Consider the following 18,930-nt stretch of genomic DNA (forward strand, 5'->3'; position numbering starts at 1 on the left):
TTTGGGGATTAACGCTGGTTACGCGTTTGACGCCGCTTCAGCCAGCGCTCAAGTGCTGCGACAGGCATCGGTTTCGCAAACAGAAAACCCTGCCGTTCGTTAACGCCGTTTTTGGTCAGAAACGCATCTTCTTTGGCGCTCTCCACACCTTCCGCAATGACCTGCAAATTCAGCGCCTGAGCAACCGCCACAATGGCGCGAACCAGCGACTGTGCAACAGAGTGTTTATGCACATCACGCACGAAAACCTGATCTAATTTAATGGCATCGATAGGAAAGCGGGCCAGCTGCGATAAGGAAGAATATCCGGTGCCGAAGTCATCCAGATGGACCTGCGCGCCCAGAGCGCTGAACTGCTGGATAACCGACTGCGCCTGCTCTTCGTTTTCAATCAGGCAGCTTTCCGTCAGCTCAACGTCAATCGGGCAGTATTCGAAATTCAGGTCACGCAAAGCCTGTTTCAAATCGCTGAAAATAGTCTGATCCGCTAACTGGCGAGCGGAGATGTTAACCGCCACGCGCAGATTAATGCCCTTATCGCGCCAGAGAGCCACCTGACGCACCACATCCAGCATGACCCAACGCCCCAGCGGCACAATCAGCCCGGACTCTTCGGCGTAAGAAATGAACTCGCCGGGAGGGATCAGCCCACGTTCCGGCGACTCCCAGCGTACCAGCGCTTCCAGGCTGCGAACTTCGCCGCGCCAGGTGATCTTCGGCTGATAGTGGATAACCAGTTGGTTATTATCGAGCGCTTTTCGCAGGTTGGTATCCAGCCACAAATATTCGAAAACGCGCTGGTTCATCTCCGGGGAGAAAACGCAGAACTTGCCCCGACCGCCTTCTTTCGCGGTATACATCGCCGTATCGGCGTTACGAATCAGGCTTTCACGGTCGTTGCCATGCTGCGGCGCGAGTGAAATGCCCAAAGAGCAGCCGGTATACACTTCGATAAGCCCGATGCGGAAAGGATCGCGCAGGCGATTAAGTATGCGTGAAGCCATCGCTTCAAGGCCGCCCTGAGATGTGTTGGTCGCCAGCACGATAAACTCATCTCCGCCAAGGCGGGCGAGCGTCTGACCCTCTTCCAGACAGCTTAAAATTGACAGAGCAACAGACTGCAGGAGCTGGTCACCAAACATATGGCCGTAAGCGTCGTTAACTTTTTTAAAGTTATCGAGGTCGAGATAGACAATGCCGATCTGGTGCTCACCGCGCGTATTTATTGCTTCGGTGATCATGTCATTAATAGCATTGCGGTTCGGCAGGCCGGTGATGGTGTCGGTATTCGCCAGAACGCGCAGGCGCTCCTGGGCGCGGCGCTCTTCGGTGATGTCCGTGCCTGAACAAATCAGGAAGATTTCATTTTTACCGCTGCCGCTGTGAACGAATTTATTGCGAAATAAAAACAGGCGTTGGCCTTTGCGTGTTTTGACCCAGCGCTCCACTTCATACGAGCTGCCATTTTTGAAGAAGCCACTGATGTTACGCCGGGAGGCTGCCGCCTCGGCCGGGCTCATAAAGAGCTTAAAAACGTTTTGGCCGATGACTTCCTGCTCTTTCATCCCGGTATATTCTTCGCTCAAACGATTGAAGCGCTGAATATTGCCGTGACGATCGAGAATAACGATTACGGAGTTGGCTTCAGAAACGACCTGCTCAGCGAAAGAGAGGCCCTGCACCAGGTCGCGGGCAACAGAGCCGGTGTCGTCCCAGCAAGACGCGCTGCCTGCCCATTGTGATTTATTGATTTTGCGGCCCACCAGATGGACAGGAACGGCATTGCCGTAAAGATTGAGGCTCAGGGTAAGGCTGGAGGTGATCACCGTCATCTCGCGGATGCTGTCTGCCTGTTCTGCGCTCAGAGCAACAACCTGACGGGTGTCGGTTTCCTCACTGGCAGACAGGTGTAGCGCATTGCTGTCACCCGATAAGCGCCAGTACGGACTGGTCGTACCCAGATACCGAAACAACAGGTTAAGCTCCAGTTCCTCTGCCATGTTTTCTCCCAAACCAACTTAAGCGCGTCACGGAATCATTGTAATAATCGTTACAGCCAGGTCATCCACAGGATATAAGAGCTCAACATAGTGTATTAGCTTGTCGTCGTATACTAGTTCACGGACCTGAAAAAAGAGCACCGACCAGGCAGCTTATTGATATGCAATCCGATACACCACTTCATTGTGATCGCTTTTGATGGAATGTGGGGGAAAAGAGGAAAAAAATTGTGCTAACTATCGCATTCAGAAGGGAGTAAAGGGCGGCCGGGAATGATTAGCCGCCCTTCAGGGTTATGCCTGGAAAGGTCGCGCGATGATGCTGCGAGTTTCCATACGGACTTCAGCAATCGTTACATCGATAACCTCGGTCACTTTATAAACGGTTTCACCTTTGATTTGCACGGTGCCGTTTTCCTGGCTGCAAACCATTTCATCGCGAACGGCATGCAGGAATGGCGCGGGAATAAACGCCACTGCGCCATTGTCGACCAGACGAACACGCATCCCGCCACGGCTGATATCAATGATTTCAGCCGCAAAGCGAGTGTCGGTTCCGGCTTTGTCGTTCAGGAAGCGGGCGTACAGCCAGTCCGCCACATCACGCTCAGCCATGCGGTTCAGACGGCGACGCTCAGCCATTTGCACGGTGGATTCATCCTGCGGACGCGCCGGGGTTTCGCCCTTAATGATCGCTTTCAGCAGACGATGGTTCACCATGTCGCCGTATTTACGGATTGGCGAAGTCCAGGTGGCGTAGGCTTCAAGGCCAAGACCGAAATGCGGGCCCGGTTCAATGCTGATTTCTGCAAACGACTGGAAGCGGCGAATACGGCTATCGAGGAAGCCCGTTGGCATTGCGTCGAGCTCACGGCGCAGCTTACAGAAGCCTTCCAGCGTCAGCACTTCCTGCGGATCGACGTGAACATCATGGCTCTTCATCAGCTCAGCCAGCTGTTCGGTCTTCGCGGAATCGAAGCCGGTGTGAACGTTGTAGATCCCGAAGCCGAGCTTATCGCGAAGCACGCGAGCCGCGCAGATGTTGGCAGCGATCATGGATTCTTCCACGATGCGGTTCGCAATGCGGCGCGGTTCAGCGATGATATCCAGCACTTCGCCTTTCTCACCCAGCACGAAGCGGTAGTCAGGGCGGTCTTTGAACACCAGCGCGTGGTTGTGGCGCCATTCGCCGCGCAGCGCACAAATACGCTCCAGCAGCTTAATCTGGTTGGCAATAGCTTCACTTTGCGGCTGCCAGCTACCGTTGCCTTCCAGCCAGTCAGACACATCGTCATAGGCCAGTTTGGCTTTCGATTCGATGGTGGCGGCGAAGAATTCATTGTCGTCTTCGATGGTGCCATCTGCCGCGATAATCATGCGGCAGGCAAGGACCGGACGCACTTCATTGGCACGCAGTGAACACAAATCGTCAGAGAGTTCGCGCGGCAGCATCGGGATATTGAAGCCCGGCAGATAGTTGGTGAACGCACGAATTTTCGCCGCGTTATCCAGTTTACTGCCTTCAGCAATCCACGCAGTCGGATCGGCGATAGCGACGGTGAGATGCAGCTTGCCGTTGGCAGCCACTTCCGCATACAGCGCATCGTCCATATCTTCGGTGCTGGCGCTGTCGATGGTGACAAAGTCCAGCCCGGTCAAATCGCGGCGCTCGAGACCTTCATCCTGCATTTCAGTGGCGGTGCCTTCCGGCGCCACTTTTTCCAGGTTATGGCGAGCAAGCGTGACCCACCATGGCACGAAGTGATCGTCGCCAAAGGTGATGAATTGGGTCAGTTCAGCATAAAAACTGCGATCGCCTTTCAGCGGATGACGGCGCATCTCTGCAACAGCCCAGTCGCCGTCTTTAAAATCGTGTTCCAGGTCGCGCACAGGGCGGCACTGGATGGCATCTTTCAGCAGGGGATGATCGGGCACGATGGAGAGGCGGTCATCTTTTTTCTGTACCCGGCCGACAAAGCGCGTCAGGAAAGGCTCAACCAGCTCTTCTGGTTCAGCACTTTCTTTGCCTTTGTCGCTATGGATGGTGGCAATAATGCGGTCACCATGCATCACTTTTTTCATCTGCGGCGGCGGAATGAAATAGCTTTTCTGGGCATCGACTTCTAAAAAGCCAAAGCCTTTTTCCGTGCCTTTCACCACGCCTTCAGCGCGGGGAGTCTGGGAATGAAGTTGCTGTTTTAGCTGCGCAAGCAGCGGGTTGTCCTGAAACATAATTATGTATTTTCGTGGCCAAAAGAGCGGCTGACAGTTTTACGCGAATATCCCTGTTGCAGCAAGCGGTCTTTAAGGCTTTTACGTAACAGGTAACGCCTCGCCAAGGCCGATTTTTAGCCGATTTAGCCAGCCATTTATCCCGCTCAGGGCAAGCAGCGTAAAAGCCTGTGCCGGAGAGCGATTGTTATCGATCAAAGGGGTAAACTGCGCGGCGCTAAAACGGTCTGGCGCTTTGGTTAACAGCTGAACGGCCTGGATCACGGCGAGCGCGGCGGGGTTATTCTGGCCCCACGTCTGCAATGCGTTTTCTCCCTCCTGAATAGCCAGCAACAATGATTCATCCTGCGCGTGCTGCCAGAAGCAACTGGCGCTGCCGTTGATTCTGGCATTCAGCACGGCGACCAGCGTGGTGTAATCCGGCTCCGCATTCAGGGCATCAAGAAGATCAATTTCCAGCTTCAGCAACAGGTTATCCCACGCTAACAAAGGCAGGAGCGCATTCAACTGAAGGTTGCTGAAGTTATGGTTTTCAATGGCGGCGAGATCGGATTTCCAGTCTTGCGTTTGAGTTTCAAACAGAGAAGCAGGAGCCTCGTCCTGAACGGGCATTCCCGGTAGCCAACGAACCGGAAGGCCTAGCAATGCCTGGCCTGCTGCCATCACTCGCGCCTGATAGCCGACAAAGCCAACAATCTGTGCCATCAGCACAATATCAGGCACGCTAAGGCCCACGGCATCAAGCTGCTGGCGTGACGCAGAACAAATGACGGAAGGAGAGCCTGCTAACTGGCGAGCATACTGTGTGATTTGCGCCAGGCGGTGATTACTTTCGCGTGAAGAGTCCGGGCCCGGCAGCGGTGCCAGACGCGCGGCATAGTGGTTGCACAGCCGCTGCACGCCAAAGACCTGAGCCACCGTCAGGGCGGTACTCAAACGGTCGTAGGCGCTGAAGGTGTTCAGGCGGGTCACGGTGACGTCATTGGGAAACAGGTGGACGGCTATCTTTGAAGAGAGGTGTAACCATGGCTGACACTCGTCACTGACTTGCTCTGGCAGCGTCAAATCCAGCAGAAATCGATCGGCGACATGGGCCGCTTCAGGCACCAGAGGCAGCACATCCGCAGCCTGGTTTCTCGCTTGTGTTTCATGGTACCACTGGCTTTTGCCGTAAACGCGGCGTTGCTCCATGGGGATTCCTTCAGGGCGTCGTATCGTTTATGACTGACTATCCTGACGTAAGGCGAGGGCGGGGAAAAAGATTGATGCGTGATAACAAATAACAGAGTGGAATAACGAAGGAAAAACCGCCCCGCGAGCGCAGGGCGGTAGCAGAACTTATTTCAGTTCCAGCTCGTTCATCGCGGCGATGCTGAAACCACCGTCAACGTGAACGACTTCACCGGAGATACCGGCAGACAGGTCAGAACACAGGAACGCTGCGCTGTTGCCCACGTCTTCGATAGTGACGGTACGGCGAATCGGGGTAACCGCTTCACAGTGCGCCAGCATCTTACGGAAATCTTTGATGCCGGAAGCCGCCAGAGTACGGATTGGGCCAGCAGAGATACCGTTAACACGCACGCCTTCTGGACCCATCGCGTTCGCCATGTAGCGCACGTTAGCTTCCAGAGAAGCTTTTGCCAGACCCATTACGTTGTAGTTAGGGATAGCACGCTCAGCGCCCAGATAGGACAGAGTCAGCAGCGCAGAACCTGGGTTCAGCATGGAACGGCAAGCTTTGGCCATCGCCACGAAGCTGTAAGAGCTGATGTCGTGAGCGATTTTGAAACCTTCACGGGTTACGGCGTTAACGTAGTCGCCGTCCAGCTGATCGCCTGGTGCGAAACCGATGGAGTGCACGAAGCCGTCAAATTTCGGCCACACTTTACCCAGTTCCACGAACAGGCTATCGATGCTTTCGTCCTGAGCAACGTCACATTCCAGAACAATACTGGAACCCAGCTGCGCGGCAAACTCTTCAACACGGCCTTTCAGCTTGTCGTTCTGGTAGGTGAAGGCCAGCTCAGCGCCTTCGCGGTGCATTGCCTGAGCGATACCGTAGGCGATGGACAGTTTGCTGGCAACGCCAGTCACCAGAATGCGCTTACCGGAAAGAAAACCCATAGCTTTTAATCCTTATGTCATTGTTGTAGCGGCTGCATCAATTATAGGCAGGCCGTCGTTAAACGTCGCGATTCTAGCACAGACTCGCGGGAGAGTTAATCCGACCACTTGGGGCTATTTTTATCGGTCTTTTCGCCACGCATCCGCGGTCAGCGCTTCACCAAAATGCCCGGCAATCAGGCGTTTGGTCAGATCATGAAGCGGGGAGGCGAGAACATCGGCGGTGCTGCCACGTTCAACCACTTCGCCCTGATGCATCACTAACACCTGGTCGCTGATGTGTTTCATCATTCCCAGGTGCTGCGTTACGTAGATATACGAAATGCCTTGTTTTTCCTGCAATTCCAGCATCAGGTTAATCAGCTGAGAGCGCATCGACATATCCAGCGAGGCCAGCGCTTCATCACAGATAATCACTTTCGGGCGCAGGATCAGCGCACGAGCCAGACCCAAACGCTGTTTCTGCCCAGGCGCGAGCATATGCGGGTAATAGCTGACGTGATCCGGCAGTAGACCAACCAGCCGCAGCGTGTCGATAATCTGCTTCCTGCGGGCTTCAGGTTCTAAATCGGTGTTCAAACGCAGCGGGAAATCGAGGATCTGCGAGATACGCTGACGCGGATTCAACGAGGTGGACGGGTCCTGAAAAATCATGCGAATGCGCTGGCTGCGAAACGAGTAGTCACCAAACTCCAGCGGATGGTCGTCAATCAGCAGTTCGCCGGTGGTGGGTTCCACCATGCCCGCCAGCATTTTTGCCAGCGTTGATTTGCCGGAGCCGTTCTCGCCAATGATCGCCAGCGTCTGTTTCTCACGCAGGGTAAAGCTGAGCGGCTTAACGGCTTCCACCGTCTGGCGGTGAAACAGCCCCGTCCGGTAGCGGAACGTTTTACTCAGATTGCGAACTTCGAGCAGGGTCTCAACCATCTCACTCTTTCTCCATGTTCAGCGGAAAATGACAGGCGAACATGTGGTTCCTGGCTCCCGTCAGACGCGGTGTTTCAATGCATTTACGCTGGGCATAAGGGCAACGCGGCCCCAGACGGCAGCCAATGGGCAGCGATTCCAGCAATGGAATTGCACCCGGCATGGTATTGAGACGGCTTTTATGTGGCATCGAACGCCCAAAATCGGGGATCGCGCGAATCAACGCCTGGGTATAAGGATGATGCGGAATGGTCACCAGATCTTCGCTTGGCGCGGTTTCCACCGTTTGTCCGCAATACATCACGTTTATCTTATCCGCCCACTGGCTCAGCATTTGCAGGTCGTGGCTGATAAGCAGAATGGTGGTGTTGTTGTTCTGGTTCAGGCGCGTCAGCAGACGGAAAATTTGCGCCTGGGTGGTCGGTTCCATGGCGTTGGTCGGCTCATCGGCAATCAGCAAACGCGGCTGGTTCGCCAGCGCAATCGCAATCATCACCTTCTGGCACTCGCCGTCGGTCAGCTCGTACGGGAAGCTGCGCATCGCATCTTTATGGTCTTTAATCCCCACGCGGTGCAGCAGCTCAATCGCGCGACGTTTACGCCAGCCAAAGCGCTGCCACCAGCGGCCTTTATACGTCCAGCCGGGGATGTTTTGCATCAACTGCCGACCGATCCGCTCAGACGGATCGAGACAGGACTGTGGCTCCTGGAAAATCATCGACACGTTGTGCCCGACCAGACGACGACGCTCGCGGCCGGATAGCCGCAGCAGGTCGATATCATCAAAACGCATACGGTCGGCGGTCACGCGCCAGTTGTCTTTTGTTACGCCACAAATGGCTTTGGCAATCAGGCTCTTTCCTGAGCCAGATTCGCCCACAAGGCCGCGAATTTCACCTTCTGCCAGCGTCATGCTGACGCGGTCAACGGCTTTCACCCAGCCTTCGCTGGTGCGAAATTCAATGGTGAGGTTACGGATATCCAGTAACGGCATTATTGCACCCCCGCTTCAATGGCGCGGCGAATACCGTCGCCCAGCAGGTTAACCAGCAAAACGCTAACCATAATGGCGGCACCCGGCAGCATCACGGTCCACGGTGCGACATAGATCAGTTCCAGCGCATCGCCCAGCATCGCCCCCCATTCCGGGGAAGGGAGCTGTGCGCCGAGGTCCAGGAAGCCTAATGCGGCGATATCCAGAATCGCCATCGACAGCGCGCGTGTGATCTCGGTGACCAGCCCTGAAGCGATATTTGGCAGCACGGCAAACCAGAGAATATTCAGCGTGGTGGCCCCGTCCAGACGGGCGGCAACGACGTAATCTTTTTCCAGCTCATCGTGCACCATGCTGTAGACGGAACGCACCATACGCGGCAGCAACGCCAGCCAGACGGCAAACATCGCGTGCAGCAGATGCGGCCCGGAAAACGCCACCACAATGATCGCCAGCAGCAGGGAAGGAATAGACAGCAGGGTGTCGAGGATATGGTTCAGCACCGCCGAACGCAGGCCGCGCGTTGATCCCGCAAAGGCACCCAGCACCAGACCACACAGCGTTGCGCCAAGTGTCACCACAAACGCACCGCCGACAGTCGGAGCCGCGCCGCTCAGCAGGCGGCTAAGCACATCACGCCCTAAATCGTCAGTGCCGAGGAAGAACGAGACTTCGCCATAGCGAGACCACGAAGGCGGCAACAGTTGGTAACCCAGGAATTGCTGATCGATACCGTAAGGCGCAAACCAGGTGCCGAAGATGCACAGCAAGGCCAGCCCGAGGCAGCCGTACAGGCCAATCATCGCCGTGGTATCGCCGTAGAATTTACGCCACACGGTGCGCAGCGCCCCTGGCGGGCGCTTTTCCAGATAGACGCTATCGTAAGGCATACCATTCCTTATGTTTCAGTGGGTTAGCCATTGCACCCAAAATATCAGACAGCACGTTCACGATAATCACCAGCGCGCCAATGACCATCACGCCTGCGGAAATTGCTGCATAATCCTGTTGGCGAATGGCGTTAATCATCCAGCGCCCCAGACCTGGCCAGCTAAAGACCATTTCGGTAATCATCGCCAGCGTCAGCATCGTGGAGAACTGCAAGCCTAAACGTGGGATAACCGGCGGCAGGGCGTTATGCAGCACATGGCGACGCAAAATCGTCAGGCGCGACACACCACGTGTGGCAGCAGCTTTCACATAATTCGTGTCATACACGTCGATGGTGCTCAGACGCATCAGTCGCACCACTTCAGTGGTCGGCGCGACGGCCAGCGTCAGCACCGGCAACACCATATGGCGCAGGGCGCTCATGATCATCTCATCGCGCCATGGGGAATTCGACAGCCACGCATCAATCAGCGCAAAACCCGTGACGTTTTTGACTTCGTAGAGTAAGTCAAAACGGCCAGACACCGGGAGCCAGCCGAGCGTCAGTGAGAAAAACAGTGTGAGCAGCAGCGCCAGCCAGAATACCGGAATGGAAAAGCCGAGCAGGGCGAAGGCGCTGATCAGGTTATCCTGCCATTTAGAACGCATAATTCCCGCCAGCATCCCGACGGGAATACCGACCAGCAGCGCCAGGCCGAACGCGAGAATGCACAGCTCCATCGTGGCCGGGAACACTTCTTTAAGCTGATCGGAGATCAGTTGTCCGTTGATGCTGGAGACGCCGAAGTCCCAGTGCAACAAACCCTTAAACCAGAACAGCCAGGCGTTGCCGAGCGAAGCGCCTTGCAACGGCGCGTGCGGTGTAAAATAGCTCAGGCTGAAGCCGACAAAAGTCAGCAGAAAAAGCGTCACCAGTAACAGCAGCAGACGACGGAGGGTAAAAATGATCATGGTTTTTTCACCTCTTCCTCTTTTTCTCGTGAGACGCCCGCAAAGGAGGCGTTGCCAAACGGGCTCAGCACCAGCCCTTTAATGTCATAACGGTAAGCCTGCAAACGTAAAGAGGACGCCAGCGGAAGCACCGGCAACTCTTTGGCGAGGATCTGCTGTGCTTCATCGTAGGCATCAATGCGTGAGGCCAGTTGCTGTGAAGCCAGCGCTTTTTGCAGCACGCTGTCAAATTCGCGATTACACCAGTGAGCAAAGTTCGTTTGCGAGCCAATCGCCGCGCAGCTTAACAGCGGGCGGAAGAAGCTGTCCGGGTCGTTACTGTCTGTCGCCCAGCCGGTCAGCGTCAGATCATGGTTCATGTCCATCAGACGCGCCTCCTGGAAGCGGCCTTCAACCGGTACAATAATGACCTTCACGCCAACCTGCGCCATATCCGCCTGAATCAACTCAGCGGTCTTCAGCGGGCTAGGGTTCCACGCCTGCGAAGCGGTCGGCACCCAGAGGTGCAGCGTCATATTTTCCAGCCCCAGCGCTTTGAGCTGCTCGCGTGATTTCGCCGGATCGTATTCGGTAATTTTAGCTTCATTGTCGTAAGCCCAGGAGGCTCGCGGCAGAATTGAGGCTGCGGTTTCAGCCGTGCCGTAATAAATCGACTGCATCAGGCGCTGGTTATTGATAGCCAGCGCCAGCGCGTGACGAACAGCAGGATTGTTCATCGGCGGTTTATCGGTATTGAACGCCAGATACGCGATGTTCATACCAGGGCGCAGCGTCAGGCGCAAACGCGGATCATCACGCAAAATGGTCAACTGGCTGGCAGCAGGCCACGCCAGCACATCGCATTCGCCAGTCAGTAATTTTGATAAACGCCCGGTGCCGCCAGATCCTAAGTCGACAACCACTTGCGGCATCAATGGCTGGCCGCGCCAGAACGCAGGGTGGCGTTGCAGGCGAATGTATTGCCCGGCGCGATATTCATCAAGCTGATAAGGCCCGGTGCCGACAGGCTGGCGATCAAGCAATTCTTGCCTGTCGATTTTGCTGAGATTCGCCGCGTATTCCGCTGACATCACCGACGCATAATGAGTGGCTAAATGCCAGAGGAATGACGCATCCGGGCGCTTAAGGCGAAACTCAACGGTACGGCTGTCGAGTTTGCGCACGCTCTCAACGCTGTCGGCAAATTGCAGGCTGTCGAAATAGGGGAAGTTTGGTCCGTTGACGTTATGCCACGGGTGATCGCGGTCGAAAATACGCTCAAAGGTGAACACCACATCATCGGCATTCAATGCGCGGGTAGGTTTGAACCACGCCGTTTTCTGGAACTGAACGCCGTTGCGCAGATGGAAGCGGTAGGTAGCGCCGTTATCCAGCACTTCCCAGCTCTCAGCCAGTTCAGGCACCAGACGGTAGGTGTAAGGGTCAACATCCAGCAGGCGATCGTAAATCTGCGCCGCAAGGGTATCGACAATCAGGCCGCTGCCCGCTTTCTGCGGATTAAAGGTATTCACCTGTCCGCTGACGCAGTAGACAAATCCGCTGTCACGAATGTCGCCGTGCGGGGCCAGTGCTGGAGGCGTGGCGGCCATGGCGCTGCCACACAGTAATCCCATTGCTGCCAGTAAGGCGGATAAATTCAGGCGCATAATTTCTTCATAATTCAGACCGATCTGCAAAGTGTATCGCACTTCCCACGGCCAGGTACAAACTTCGCGACCGACCGCTGCAAAAGTCATCAATTTAGTGGGGTTAACTCCACTAGCAGCAGGGCATTGCTCTCCAGAGAATCAGTGGTTTGCCAGCTGTCCTGTAGCTGCTCGTCGCGCACGGAGAGCGTCGGCCGCGCTTTATGCCGCACCCATTGCCAGACTTCTTCATCTGGCCCGCTTTCGCAGAGATTGGCCTCAAGTAACGGGAACAGCGCCCCATTATGCTGATCGTAAAGATGGCATTTGACGCGCCACTTGCCACGGAGACCCAGGAGTTGAATGCGGTACTGCTGGCGAAAACGCTGAATAAACGTCTCTTCGCTGGAAAGCCCGGGATTAAATACCACGGTGTTGCGCAGTAAAAGCTGATAGCTACGCTGGTGGCGTAACAGCAGCACCTCTTTGTCATTCACCACTACTTCTCCGCGCAGGCGTAACCACAGCCAGAGCACCCAGAAGATGGGACGCGGCAGCCCGTGGTTATATTGCAGCGCCAGGCTTGAGGTATCCAGCTTGTCATTGGCGCGTGATTCGCCCTGCAAACCGGAGTTCAGCCAGAATCCTGCAAGCCACACATGATCGGCCAGACCGAGTAAATTCTGCATCAATAGCGCGCCGCGGAAGAACCATCCGTTAGTGGCTCGCGTGTTACCCGTCAGGGTGTTCCACGAAAGCAGCCAGATGGGCAGGGTCAGCTGCTTCTGGCGCAGTGCCGTCTGGATCTGACGTATTTTCTGCACCGGATAGTTTTCAGTCGATGCCAGCCGTGCCGGGTCCAGTTGTGCCAGGTCGAGCAATTCATTCGCGTCGGCCGGGCAGGCAATAAAATCGGCCTGAGCGATGATCGGCGAGCCCAGGACCGCTTCATCACTCTGCGGACGGCTGTTAGCCGTGAAGCGGTGCCACAGGCCAAATTTAGCCTGGGGTAAAAACGTTTTTACGAGGCTTCGCTGCGTTTGCCAGGCCGTCTCACGCGTTTCAGTTGTGGCCTGAGAAGACCAGTGCCAGACAAACTGCCAGCCGGCGATAACGTCCTGAGGAAAATGGTTCACCGATTGCTGCAGGAAACGCTCAAGTAAGTCGCAACGCGTCGTGAGCCCGGTGTGGAGTAGCACGTGCCAGCACTTTCGGGCAAGCCAGGTAAAGAGCTGATGCAGGTTATACCAGCAGGCGTAGCCTGCCGTCAGCGGATCATCCCAGCCGCTGGTAAATAAGCGGCTGCTGAGAAAGGGTTCTGCGATGTCGATCCCATAGACCGGGATTTGCTCATGCAAAGCCTCCAGCTCACGGCGAACATCTTCACGCAGCAAATCGTCCAGCTCACGTACCGTAATGATGATGCGCGTATGCCGTAAAGGGGCGGTTCGTGGCGTTAGCGATTGCAGGTCAATCACCCGTTCCTGCTGATGTGAAAGCACCAGCGATGACGGCTCCCAACCCCGTGTTTCTGGCTCATTGAGCAAGCAGAACAGTTTATCAACCGCGACAGGCGTGACATTGTCACTTATTGGCAGGCGAGGGCGGGGCACACCGGCAGCCGACTGACGCAGCTTACGGAATTCGCCCGGCGTCATCTGATGATGGCGACGGAACAGGTCGCTCATCATTCGGGTACTGGCAAACCCCTGTTCCAGCGCGATCTGATGCAATGGCTTATTGGTTGAGCGCAGCGCCTCAGCGGCCTTTTCAAGGCGCAGGCCAGTGATGTATTGCATAAAGCTGACGCCGACTTCTTTGCGAAACAGCCGTGAAAGCCAGGCTTCAGAAACAAACTCCGCCTCTGCGATTTCAGCCAGGGTGATCCGCCGGGCATAGCTGGCGTTAATCCGTTCCACCACCTGAGTAATGCGTTTGCTCCAGCCGGGGTTAGCTGCGCGTTGAGAAGGGCGGGCAGGCTGCTGGAAGCTTGAGGTAAGCAGCAGCAGGATCTCCCCCAGCCAGCGATGAGCTTCAAGTCGGTAGCGGCTTTGATGATGGATAAGCGTAACGGCCAGCAGCTGGCGCAGCAGATGGCGCAAAGCATCACACTGCGGCCACACGCCGCTGTTTTCATTGGGAATGTGATAATCGTGGGCGAAGAAGTCGCTGTACAGCCGCGTTAGCCAGGGTGCCGAGAGCGTCACCTGCAACATGACATTCGGCGCCTGCGCCGAAACCCGCCAGTGCTGATGGCGGTTAACAATGGCCAGATGATTGGCTGTTAGCGCCAGAGGCTGATCGTCGACTTCCAGCACCACGTTGCCTTCGAGTAACCACACTAGCGTCAGGCCGTGAGTATCTTCCTGGGCGAAGTGGCGAATATCCTGCACGGTGACCAAAAATTCGTTACCACTTTGATCCATTTCCCTCTCCCAATGAAGACAAATAATGACATGCTGTTTCTTGTCATAACGGAATTGTATGAAAAACAGTCATGAGGAATGCGTTACTTCACAACAAAAAGTTGCGCTTTTCCGTTATGGCATCGGCATAAACTCGACATTATCACTGTGAAGCAATAAAGGGATAACAAAAATGACACATCCAATTGTTGAAGCACTGCAGGGCACCGAAGAGCAGTTCATCGAGCTGCGCCGCCACTTTCATCAGCACCCGGAAATTGGCTTTGAAGAACACCAGACCAGCGATCAGGTGGCTCGTCTGCTCACGAAGTGGGGGTACGACGTGCATCGTGGGCTGGCCGGTACAGGGGTGGTCGGCTCGCTAAAAGTGGGAAGCGGCAGCAAGCGCCTGGGGTTACGTGCTGATATGGATGCGTTACCGATGCAGGAAAACAGTGGCAAAGCCTGGGCCAGCAGCGTGGACGGTAAATTTCACGGCTGTGGGCATGACGGGCACACCACCACGCTGCTTTACGCCGCGGAGTATCTGGCGCGTACCCGCAACTTCAGCGGCACGCTGAATCTGATTTTTCAGCCCGCGGAAGAGCTGCTTTACGGCGGGCGGGTGATGGTCGAAGACGGCCTGTTCGATAAATTCCCCTGCGATCATATTTTCGGGCTGCACAATATGCCGTCGCAAAAACTCGGCAAAATCGGCCTCCATGACGGCGCGATGATGGCTTCATCTGACACGATACACATAGAAGTGAATGGCGTGGGCGGCCACGGCGCGGTGCCGGAACATACCGTTGATGCCACGCTGGTGGCTTGTCACATCACCATTGCCTTGCAGTCGATTGTCTCGCGCAACATCACGCCATTCGAACCGGCGGTGGTCACGGTGGGCAGCATCCAGGCGGGACATGCGCCAAATATCATCAACGAAAAAGTGCTGATGAAGCTCACGGTGCGCACGTTGAATGAAAAGGTGCGCCAGACCGTGCTGCAACGCATCCACGACATTGCAGTTGCTCAGGCTGAAAGTTTCAACGCGACCGCCACTATTACCCACGTTAACGGCAGCCCGGTGCTGAAAAACGATCCGGTGGCGAATGAAATGGTACGCAACGTCGCCACGGATTTGTTTGGTCATGATGCCGTGGCAACCATCGGCTCGTTTATGGGCAGCGAAGACTTCGCCTTCATGCTCGAGAAAAACCCTAACGGATGCTACTTCACCATCGGCGCGGGCGATGAGCCGGAACGCTGCATGGTGCATAACCCCGGATATGATTTTAACGACAAGATCCTGCTCACCGGCGCGGCACTCTGGAGTGGCCTGACCGAACACTATCTGCGTTAAACCAGCCATCGAAGGAGGGCCGCACGATGAGTACAGTTCCCCTGACCGACACCCGCGCCTTTGTCGGTAATGACCGACTGCTGGCCGGGATCGTTCTAAGCGTGTTGACCTTCTGGCTGTTCGCGCAGTCGGTCATCAACGTTGTTCCCGCCATGAAAAACAGCCTTGATATCTCGCTGGAAACGCTGACGCTGGCCGTCAGCCTCAGCGCCTTGTTCAGCGGCTGCTTTGTCGTCGCCAGCGGCGGCCTTGCCGATAAGTTTGGCCGCGTGCGGCTGACGCTGACGGGCCTGGCGCTGAGCATCATTGGCAGTGGCTTGCTGGTGCTGGCGCACGGCCCGGCGCTGTTTCTGGCGGGCAGGGCGATACAGGGGCTTTCGGCGGCCTGCATCATGCCTGCGACGCTCGCGCTGATCAAAACCTGGTATGAAGGCAAAGCGCGTCAGCGTGCCATCAGCTTTTGGGTGATTGGCTCGTGGGGCGGCAGCGGTTTGTGTTCCTTCGTCGGCGGCGCGATTGCCACCGGGCTGGGCTGGCGCTGGATCTTCGTGTTCTCAATGCTGGTGGCGCTGGTCGCTTTTCTGTTGATTCGCGGTACACCGGAAAGCCGAAGTGCCAGCGCACAACAGCATAAGCTGGATGTGAGCGGGCTTATCAGTTTTGTGACGGCGCTGGTGATGCTGAATTTATTTATCAGCAAAGGCCACGGCTGGGGCTGGAGCAGTGGGCTCACGCTCTCAATGCTGGCAGGCGCAGTGCTCGCCACGTTGTGGTTCATTCGTTCAGGATTGCGCAAAGGCGACGCGGCGTTGATTGATTTCGCCCTGTTTAAAAACCGTGCCTACAGCGCGGCAGTGCTTTCAAATTTTATGCTTAACGGCAGTATCGGCACAATGATGATCACCAGCATCTGGCTACAACAGGGGCAACATTTGTCGCCGTTGCAAACCGGCATGATGACGCTGGGTTATCTGGTGACCGTGCTGGTGATGATCCGCGTTGGGGAGAAACTGCTTCAGCGCTATGGCGCACGTATACCGATGATGGTGGGGCCCGTGCTGAGCGCATTCGGTACGCTACTCATATCCTGCACCTTTCTTGAAAAAGAGCTCTACATCATCACGGTCTTCTTCAGTTTTGTGCTGTTCGGTCTGGGTCTGGGATGTTACGCCACTCCGTCGACCGATACCGCCGTCGTCAATGCGCCAGAGAACAAAGTCGGCGTCGCATCAGGCATCTACAAAATGGGCAGCTCGCTCGGCGGGGCGATGGGCATCGCCGTCACCGCGTCGCTGTACGCCCTGTTATTGCCTTATGGAATGGCAAACGCGGCACAATATGCGTTGCTGTTTAACAGTGCTGTTTGTCTCAGTGCTGTTGCGGTGAGCTGGTGGTTGCTGCCAAAGAGAAGCTAACCTTCGCCCGCAGGCCCGGTAAGGCGAAGCCGCCACCGGGCAATTTTTTAGTTCGGGAGTTTACCTGAAACCCAGCGCGGCGCTTTCAAATCCGCCGCAAACATCCACACCAGCCAGTACAACAACGCTCTCAACGTGTTCTCCGTTTTCGGCAGGAATGATTGCTGACACAACACCTCCGCCAGAGTCTGGCAATAAGCGCACAATGTTTCTGCATCGGGCTCAAAAACTGAGACAGATGTAGGCGGCGACTCAACGCTAAAACGGGCGATTAAATGGGGCGGAATGGGCTCATCAAGCGTCGGAAGCAGCAAAGCCAGACAAGCATTGAGGCGACCTAACAGCGCGAGATTTTCCGTCGTATCGTGATATTCAATCAGCGTTGACGCGAAGCGATCGCAGCAGTCAGCCACATCGGTAAAGTCAGTCGCGGCGTTAAAGGGCAGGGTGAGTCATGGTGTCAACATACTTCGCGAAATATCTCATCCCACTGTTTACCGATATGGCAACTGTGATGCGCTGATGCCAGCGTTAATTCGATGTAATTTTATATTTACTTTTAAATGAAATAGCTGATTTGTTTGTTTTTACAGTGAAATAAAAATATTGAATGAAAGGTTTTTTGTAAGGATTGTGGGCTTAAGTTACGGAGATGTCACTCAGATAGTTATCCTGCTTAGACTGTATAAAAAAGATGAATGATCCGTGCTTCGGCTTTTGCTTTTCTTTTCTGTTATTTTTGGTGTGATTTTAATGGTTATTTAGTTCCTTAAAGAAATATGGATTTAAATGAGAATTTGTTTTATCAATTTTTCCTCTATGGAAGTGCTTTAATCGATGTGAAATAGTGTTTCCGCGTTGTGTTTGTCAGCCCCTTTCAGATTTTTAAGACGCAGCTGTAATTTGTTTTACTTCAAATTACACGTGGGATTGCAAGTACGGATGCAACGTATAGTTCAATTATTAATTTAATACTCTATTTCAACCAATTCATTGAAAACAGGACTTCAAAATGAAAAAAGTTATTTCCTCAGTTGCTATTCTGGCTGCCTTGACTGCTGCTACTGCGATGAACGCGCAGGCAGCATCTACGGGCACCATTACTTTTAATGGTGAACTGACTGCTACCACGTGTGATGCAAACGTTGATGGCCAGGGCGCGGATGCACTTATCGTGCTGCCAACCATTGGAACCAACCAACTGACCACAGCAGGGGACACTGCAGGACGTACTGGCTTTAACATCAACCTCAGCAACTGTGCTGGTACCCTGCAGACTGCCTCCGCGTTTTTCCAGTCGGGCTCTTCTGTTGATCTGACCACCGGCCATCTGAAAAACGTCAGCGGTGACGCGACCAACGTTAGCCTGCAGCTGCGCGAAGAAAGTGGCTCAGAAGCTGTTATCAACGCTGGTAACACCGAGCAGGTTTCTGCGGCGACTTACTACGACATTTCCAGCGGTTCAGCGGATATGCCATATGCGGTTGAATACTACGCAGACGGTGCTACGACCGCAGGTACCGTTGTGAGTAACGTGGTTTATTCCATTCAGTATCAGTAATCTTTTCCAGGGGGCTTTGCCCCCTTTTCAGTAAAGGTTTTTCTATGTCTCGATTTTTATTCCCACTAGTCGCTTCTTTACTGTTTGCCTGCTGTTCAGCGAATGCAAGTATCGTTATTACCGGCACACGCGTGATTTATCCCTCTGACGATAAAGAAGTGAGCGTTAAAATAAGCAATAAAGGGAAATCGCCAGTATTGATACAGAGCTGGCTTGATAATGGTGTCATTGATGCAAAACCCGATCATCTCAAGGTCCCCTTTGCCCTGACGCCGCCAATCAATCGTGTTGACCCCGATAGCGGCTTTGTTGAATAAATCGAACTTTTGCTGAGTTGAAGGATCAGATCACGCATCCTCCCGATAACGAAGACCGTTCCGTGGCAAAGCAAAAGTTCAAAATTACCAACTGGCCCACCTACAACAAAGCTCTCATCAAC

14 protein-coding genes and 2 pseudogenes are annotated in these 18,930 nt (G+C 54.7%); 5 read left to right on the forward strand and 11 right to left on the reverse strand.

Annotation, left to right across the window (positions count from 1 at the left end; genetic code table 11):
- Positions 1-8: 8 nt before the first annotated feature.
- The 10 genes from pdeR to ACRCWW_RS18260 form a co-directional block, all read right to left on the reverse strand.
- Positions 9-2,000 (reverse strand): cyclic di-GMP phosphodiesterase, encoded by a 1,992-nt coding sequence (pdeR, locus tag ACRCWW_RS18215; RefSeq protein ID WP_438683647.1) that lies wholly within the window; start codon positions 1,998-2,000, stop codon positions 9-11.
- Between the two features lie 294 nt (positions 2,001-2,294).
- On the reverse strand, positions 2,295-4,232 hold the full coding sequence (locus ACRCWW_RS18220; RefSeq protein WP_438683648.1) for an exoribonuclease II: 1,938 nt from the start codon (positions 4,230-4,232) through the stop codon (positions 2,295-2,297).
- Positions 4,233-4,313: 81 nt separating this feature from the next.
- Positions 4,314-5,423: a CMD domain-containing protein gene (locus tag ACRCWW_RS18225; RefSeq protein ID WP_438683649.1), complete on the reverse strand. Its 1,110-nt coding sequence runs from the start codon at positions 5,421-5,423 to the stop codon at positions 4,314-4,316.
- Between the two features lie 147 nt (positions 5,424-5,570).
- Positions 5,571-6,359, reverse strand: coding sequence for an enoyl-ACP reductase FabI (gene fabI, locus ACRCWW_RS18230; protein WP_438683650.1), 789 nt, complete (start codon positions 6,357-6,359; stop codon positions 5,571-5,573).
- Positions 6,360-6,479: 120 nt separating this feature from the next.
- Complete coding sequence (gene sapF / locus ACRCWW_RS18235) at positions 6,480-7,286, reverse strand: putrescine export ABC transporter ATP-binding protein SapF (protein ID WP_404656029.1); 807 nt, start codon at positions 7,284-7,286, stop codon at positions 6,480-6,482.
- 1 nt (position 7,287) lies between these two features.
- On the reverse strand, positions 7,288-8,280 hold the full coding sequence (gene sapD, locus ACRCWW_RS18240; protein ID WP_438683651.1) for a putrescine export ABC transporter ATP-binding protein SapD: 993 nt from the start codon (positions 8,278-8,280) through the stop codon (positions 7,288-7,290).
- Entirely contained in the window at positions 8,280-9,170 is an 891-nt protein-coding gene (gene sapC, locus ACRCWW_RS18245) for a putrescine export ABC transporter permease SapC (RefSeq protein WP_330981865.1), read from the reverse strand. Before sapC ends, sapD begins: the two co-directional genes overlap by 1 nt.
- A complete protein-coding gene (gene sapB, locus ACRCWW_RS18250) occupies positions 9,157-10,122 on the reverse strand; it encodes a putrescine export ABC transporter permease SapB (protein ID WP_438683652.1) in 966 nt (321 codons plus the stop codon). Before sapB ends, sapC begins: the two co-directional genes overlap by 14 nt.
- Positions 10,119-11,768, reverse strand: a complete 1,650-nt coding sequence (gene sapA / locus ACRCWW_RS18255) for an ABC transporter substrate-binding protein SapA (RefSeq protein ID WP_438683658.1) — start codon at positions 11,766-11,768, stop codon at positions 10,119-10,121. Before sapA ends, sapB begins: the two co-directional genes overlap by 4 nt.
- A gap of 89 nt (positions 11,769-11,857) precedes the next feature.
- Positions 11,858-14,173, reverse strand: coding sequence for a helix-turn-helix transcriptional regulator (locus ACRCWW_RS18260; RefSeq protein ID WP_438683653.1), 2,316 nt, complete (start codon positions 14,171-14,173; stop codon positions 11,858-11,860).
- A gap of 172 nt (positions 14,174-14,345) precedes the next feature.
- Between ACRCWW_RS18260 and ACRCWW_RS18265 the strand changes: the two genes are divergently transcribed.
- Together ACRCWW_RS18265 and ACRCWW_RS18270 are read left to right on the forward strand one after the other, a co-directional pair.
- Positions 14,346-15,515, forward strand: coding sequence for a M20 aminoacylase family protein (locus ACRCWW_RS18265; protein ID WP_438683654.1), 1,170 nt, complete (start codon positions 14,346-14,348; stop codon positions 15,513-15,515).
- A 26-nt stretch (positions 15,516-15,541) separates the two neighbouring features.
- Positions 15,542-16,930 carry an MFS transporter gene (locus ACRCWW_RS18270; RefSeq protein ID WP_438683655.1) on the forward strand — a complete coding sequence of 463 codons (1,389 nt, stop codon included), beginning with the start codon at positions 15,542-15,544 and terminating at the stop codon, positions 16,928-16,930.
- Positions 16,931-16,977: 47 nt separating this feature from the next.
- Here ACRCWW_RS18270 and ACRCWW_RS18275 read toward each other — a convergent pair whose 3' ends face one another.
- A complete protein-coding gene (locus ACRCWW_RS18275; RefSeq protein ID WP_438683656.1) occupies positions 16,978-17,343 on the reverse strand; it encodes a hypothetical protein in 366 nt (121 codons plus the stop codon).
- Positions 17,344-17,942: 599 nt separating this feature from the next.
- Here ACRCWW_RS18275 and ACRCWW_RS18280 point away from each other — a divergent pair.
- The 3 genes and pseudogenes from ACRCWW_RS18280 to ACRCWW_RS18290 form a co-directional block, all read left to right on the forward strand.
- Complete coding sequence (locus ACRCWW_RS18280; RefSeq protein ID WP_438683657.1) at positions 17,943-18,491, forward strand: fimbrial protein; 549 nt, start codon at positions 17,943-17,945, stop codon at positions 18,489-18,491.
- Positions 18,492-18,535: 44 nt separating this feature from the next.
- Positions 18,536-18,796: pseudogene (locus tag ACRCWW_RS18285) on the forward strand (fimbrial biogenesis chaperone); the annotation flags it as partial.
- Positions 18,797-18,825: 29 nt separating this feature from the next.
- Positions 18,826-18,930 (forward strand): annotated as a pseudogene (locus tag ACRCWW_RS18290) (IS5/IS1182 family transposase); the annotation flags it as partial.

It is taken from the genome of Scandinavium sp., assembly GCF_051650185.1.
GTDB lineage: Bacteria > Pseudomonadota > Gammaproteobacteria > Enterobacterales > Enterobacteriaceae > Scandinavium.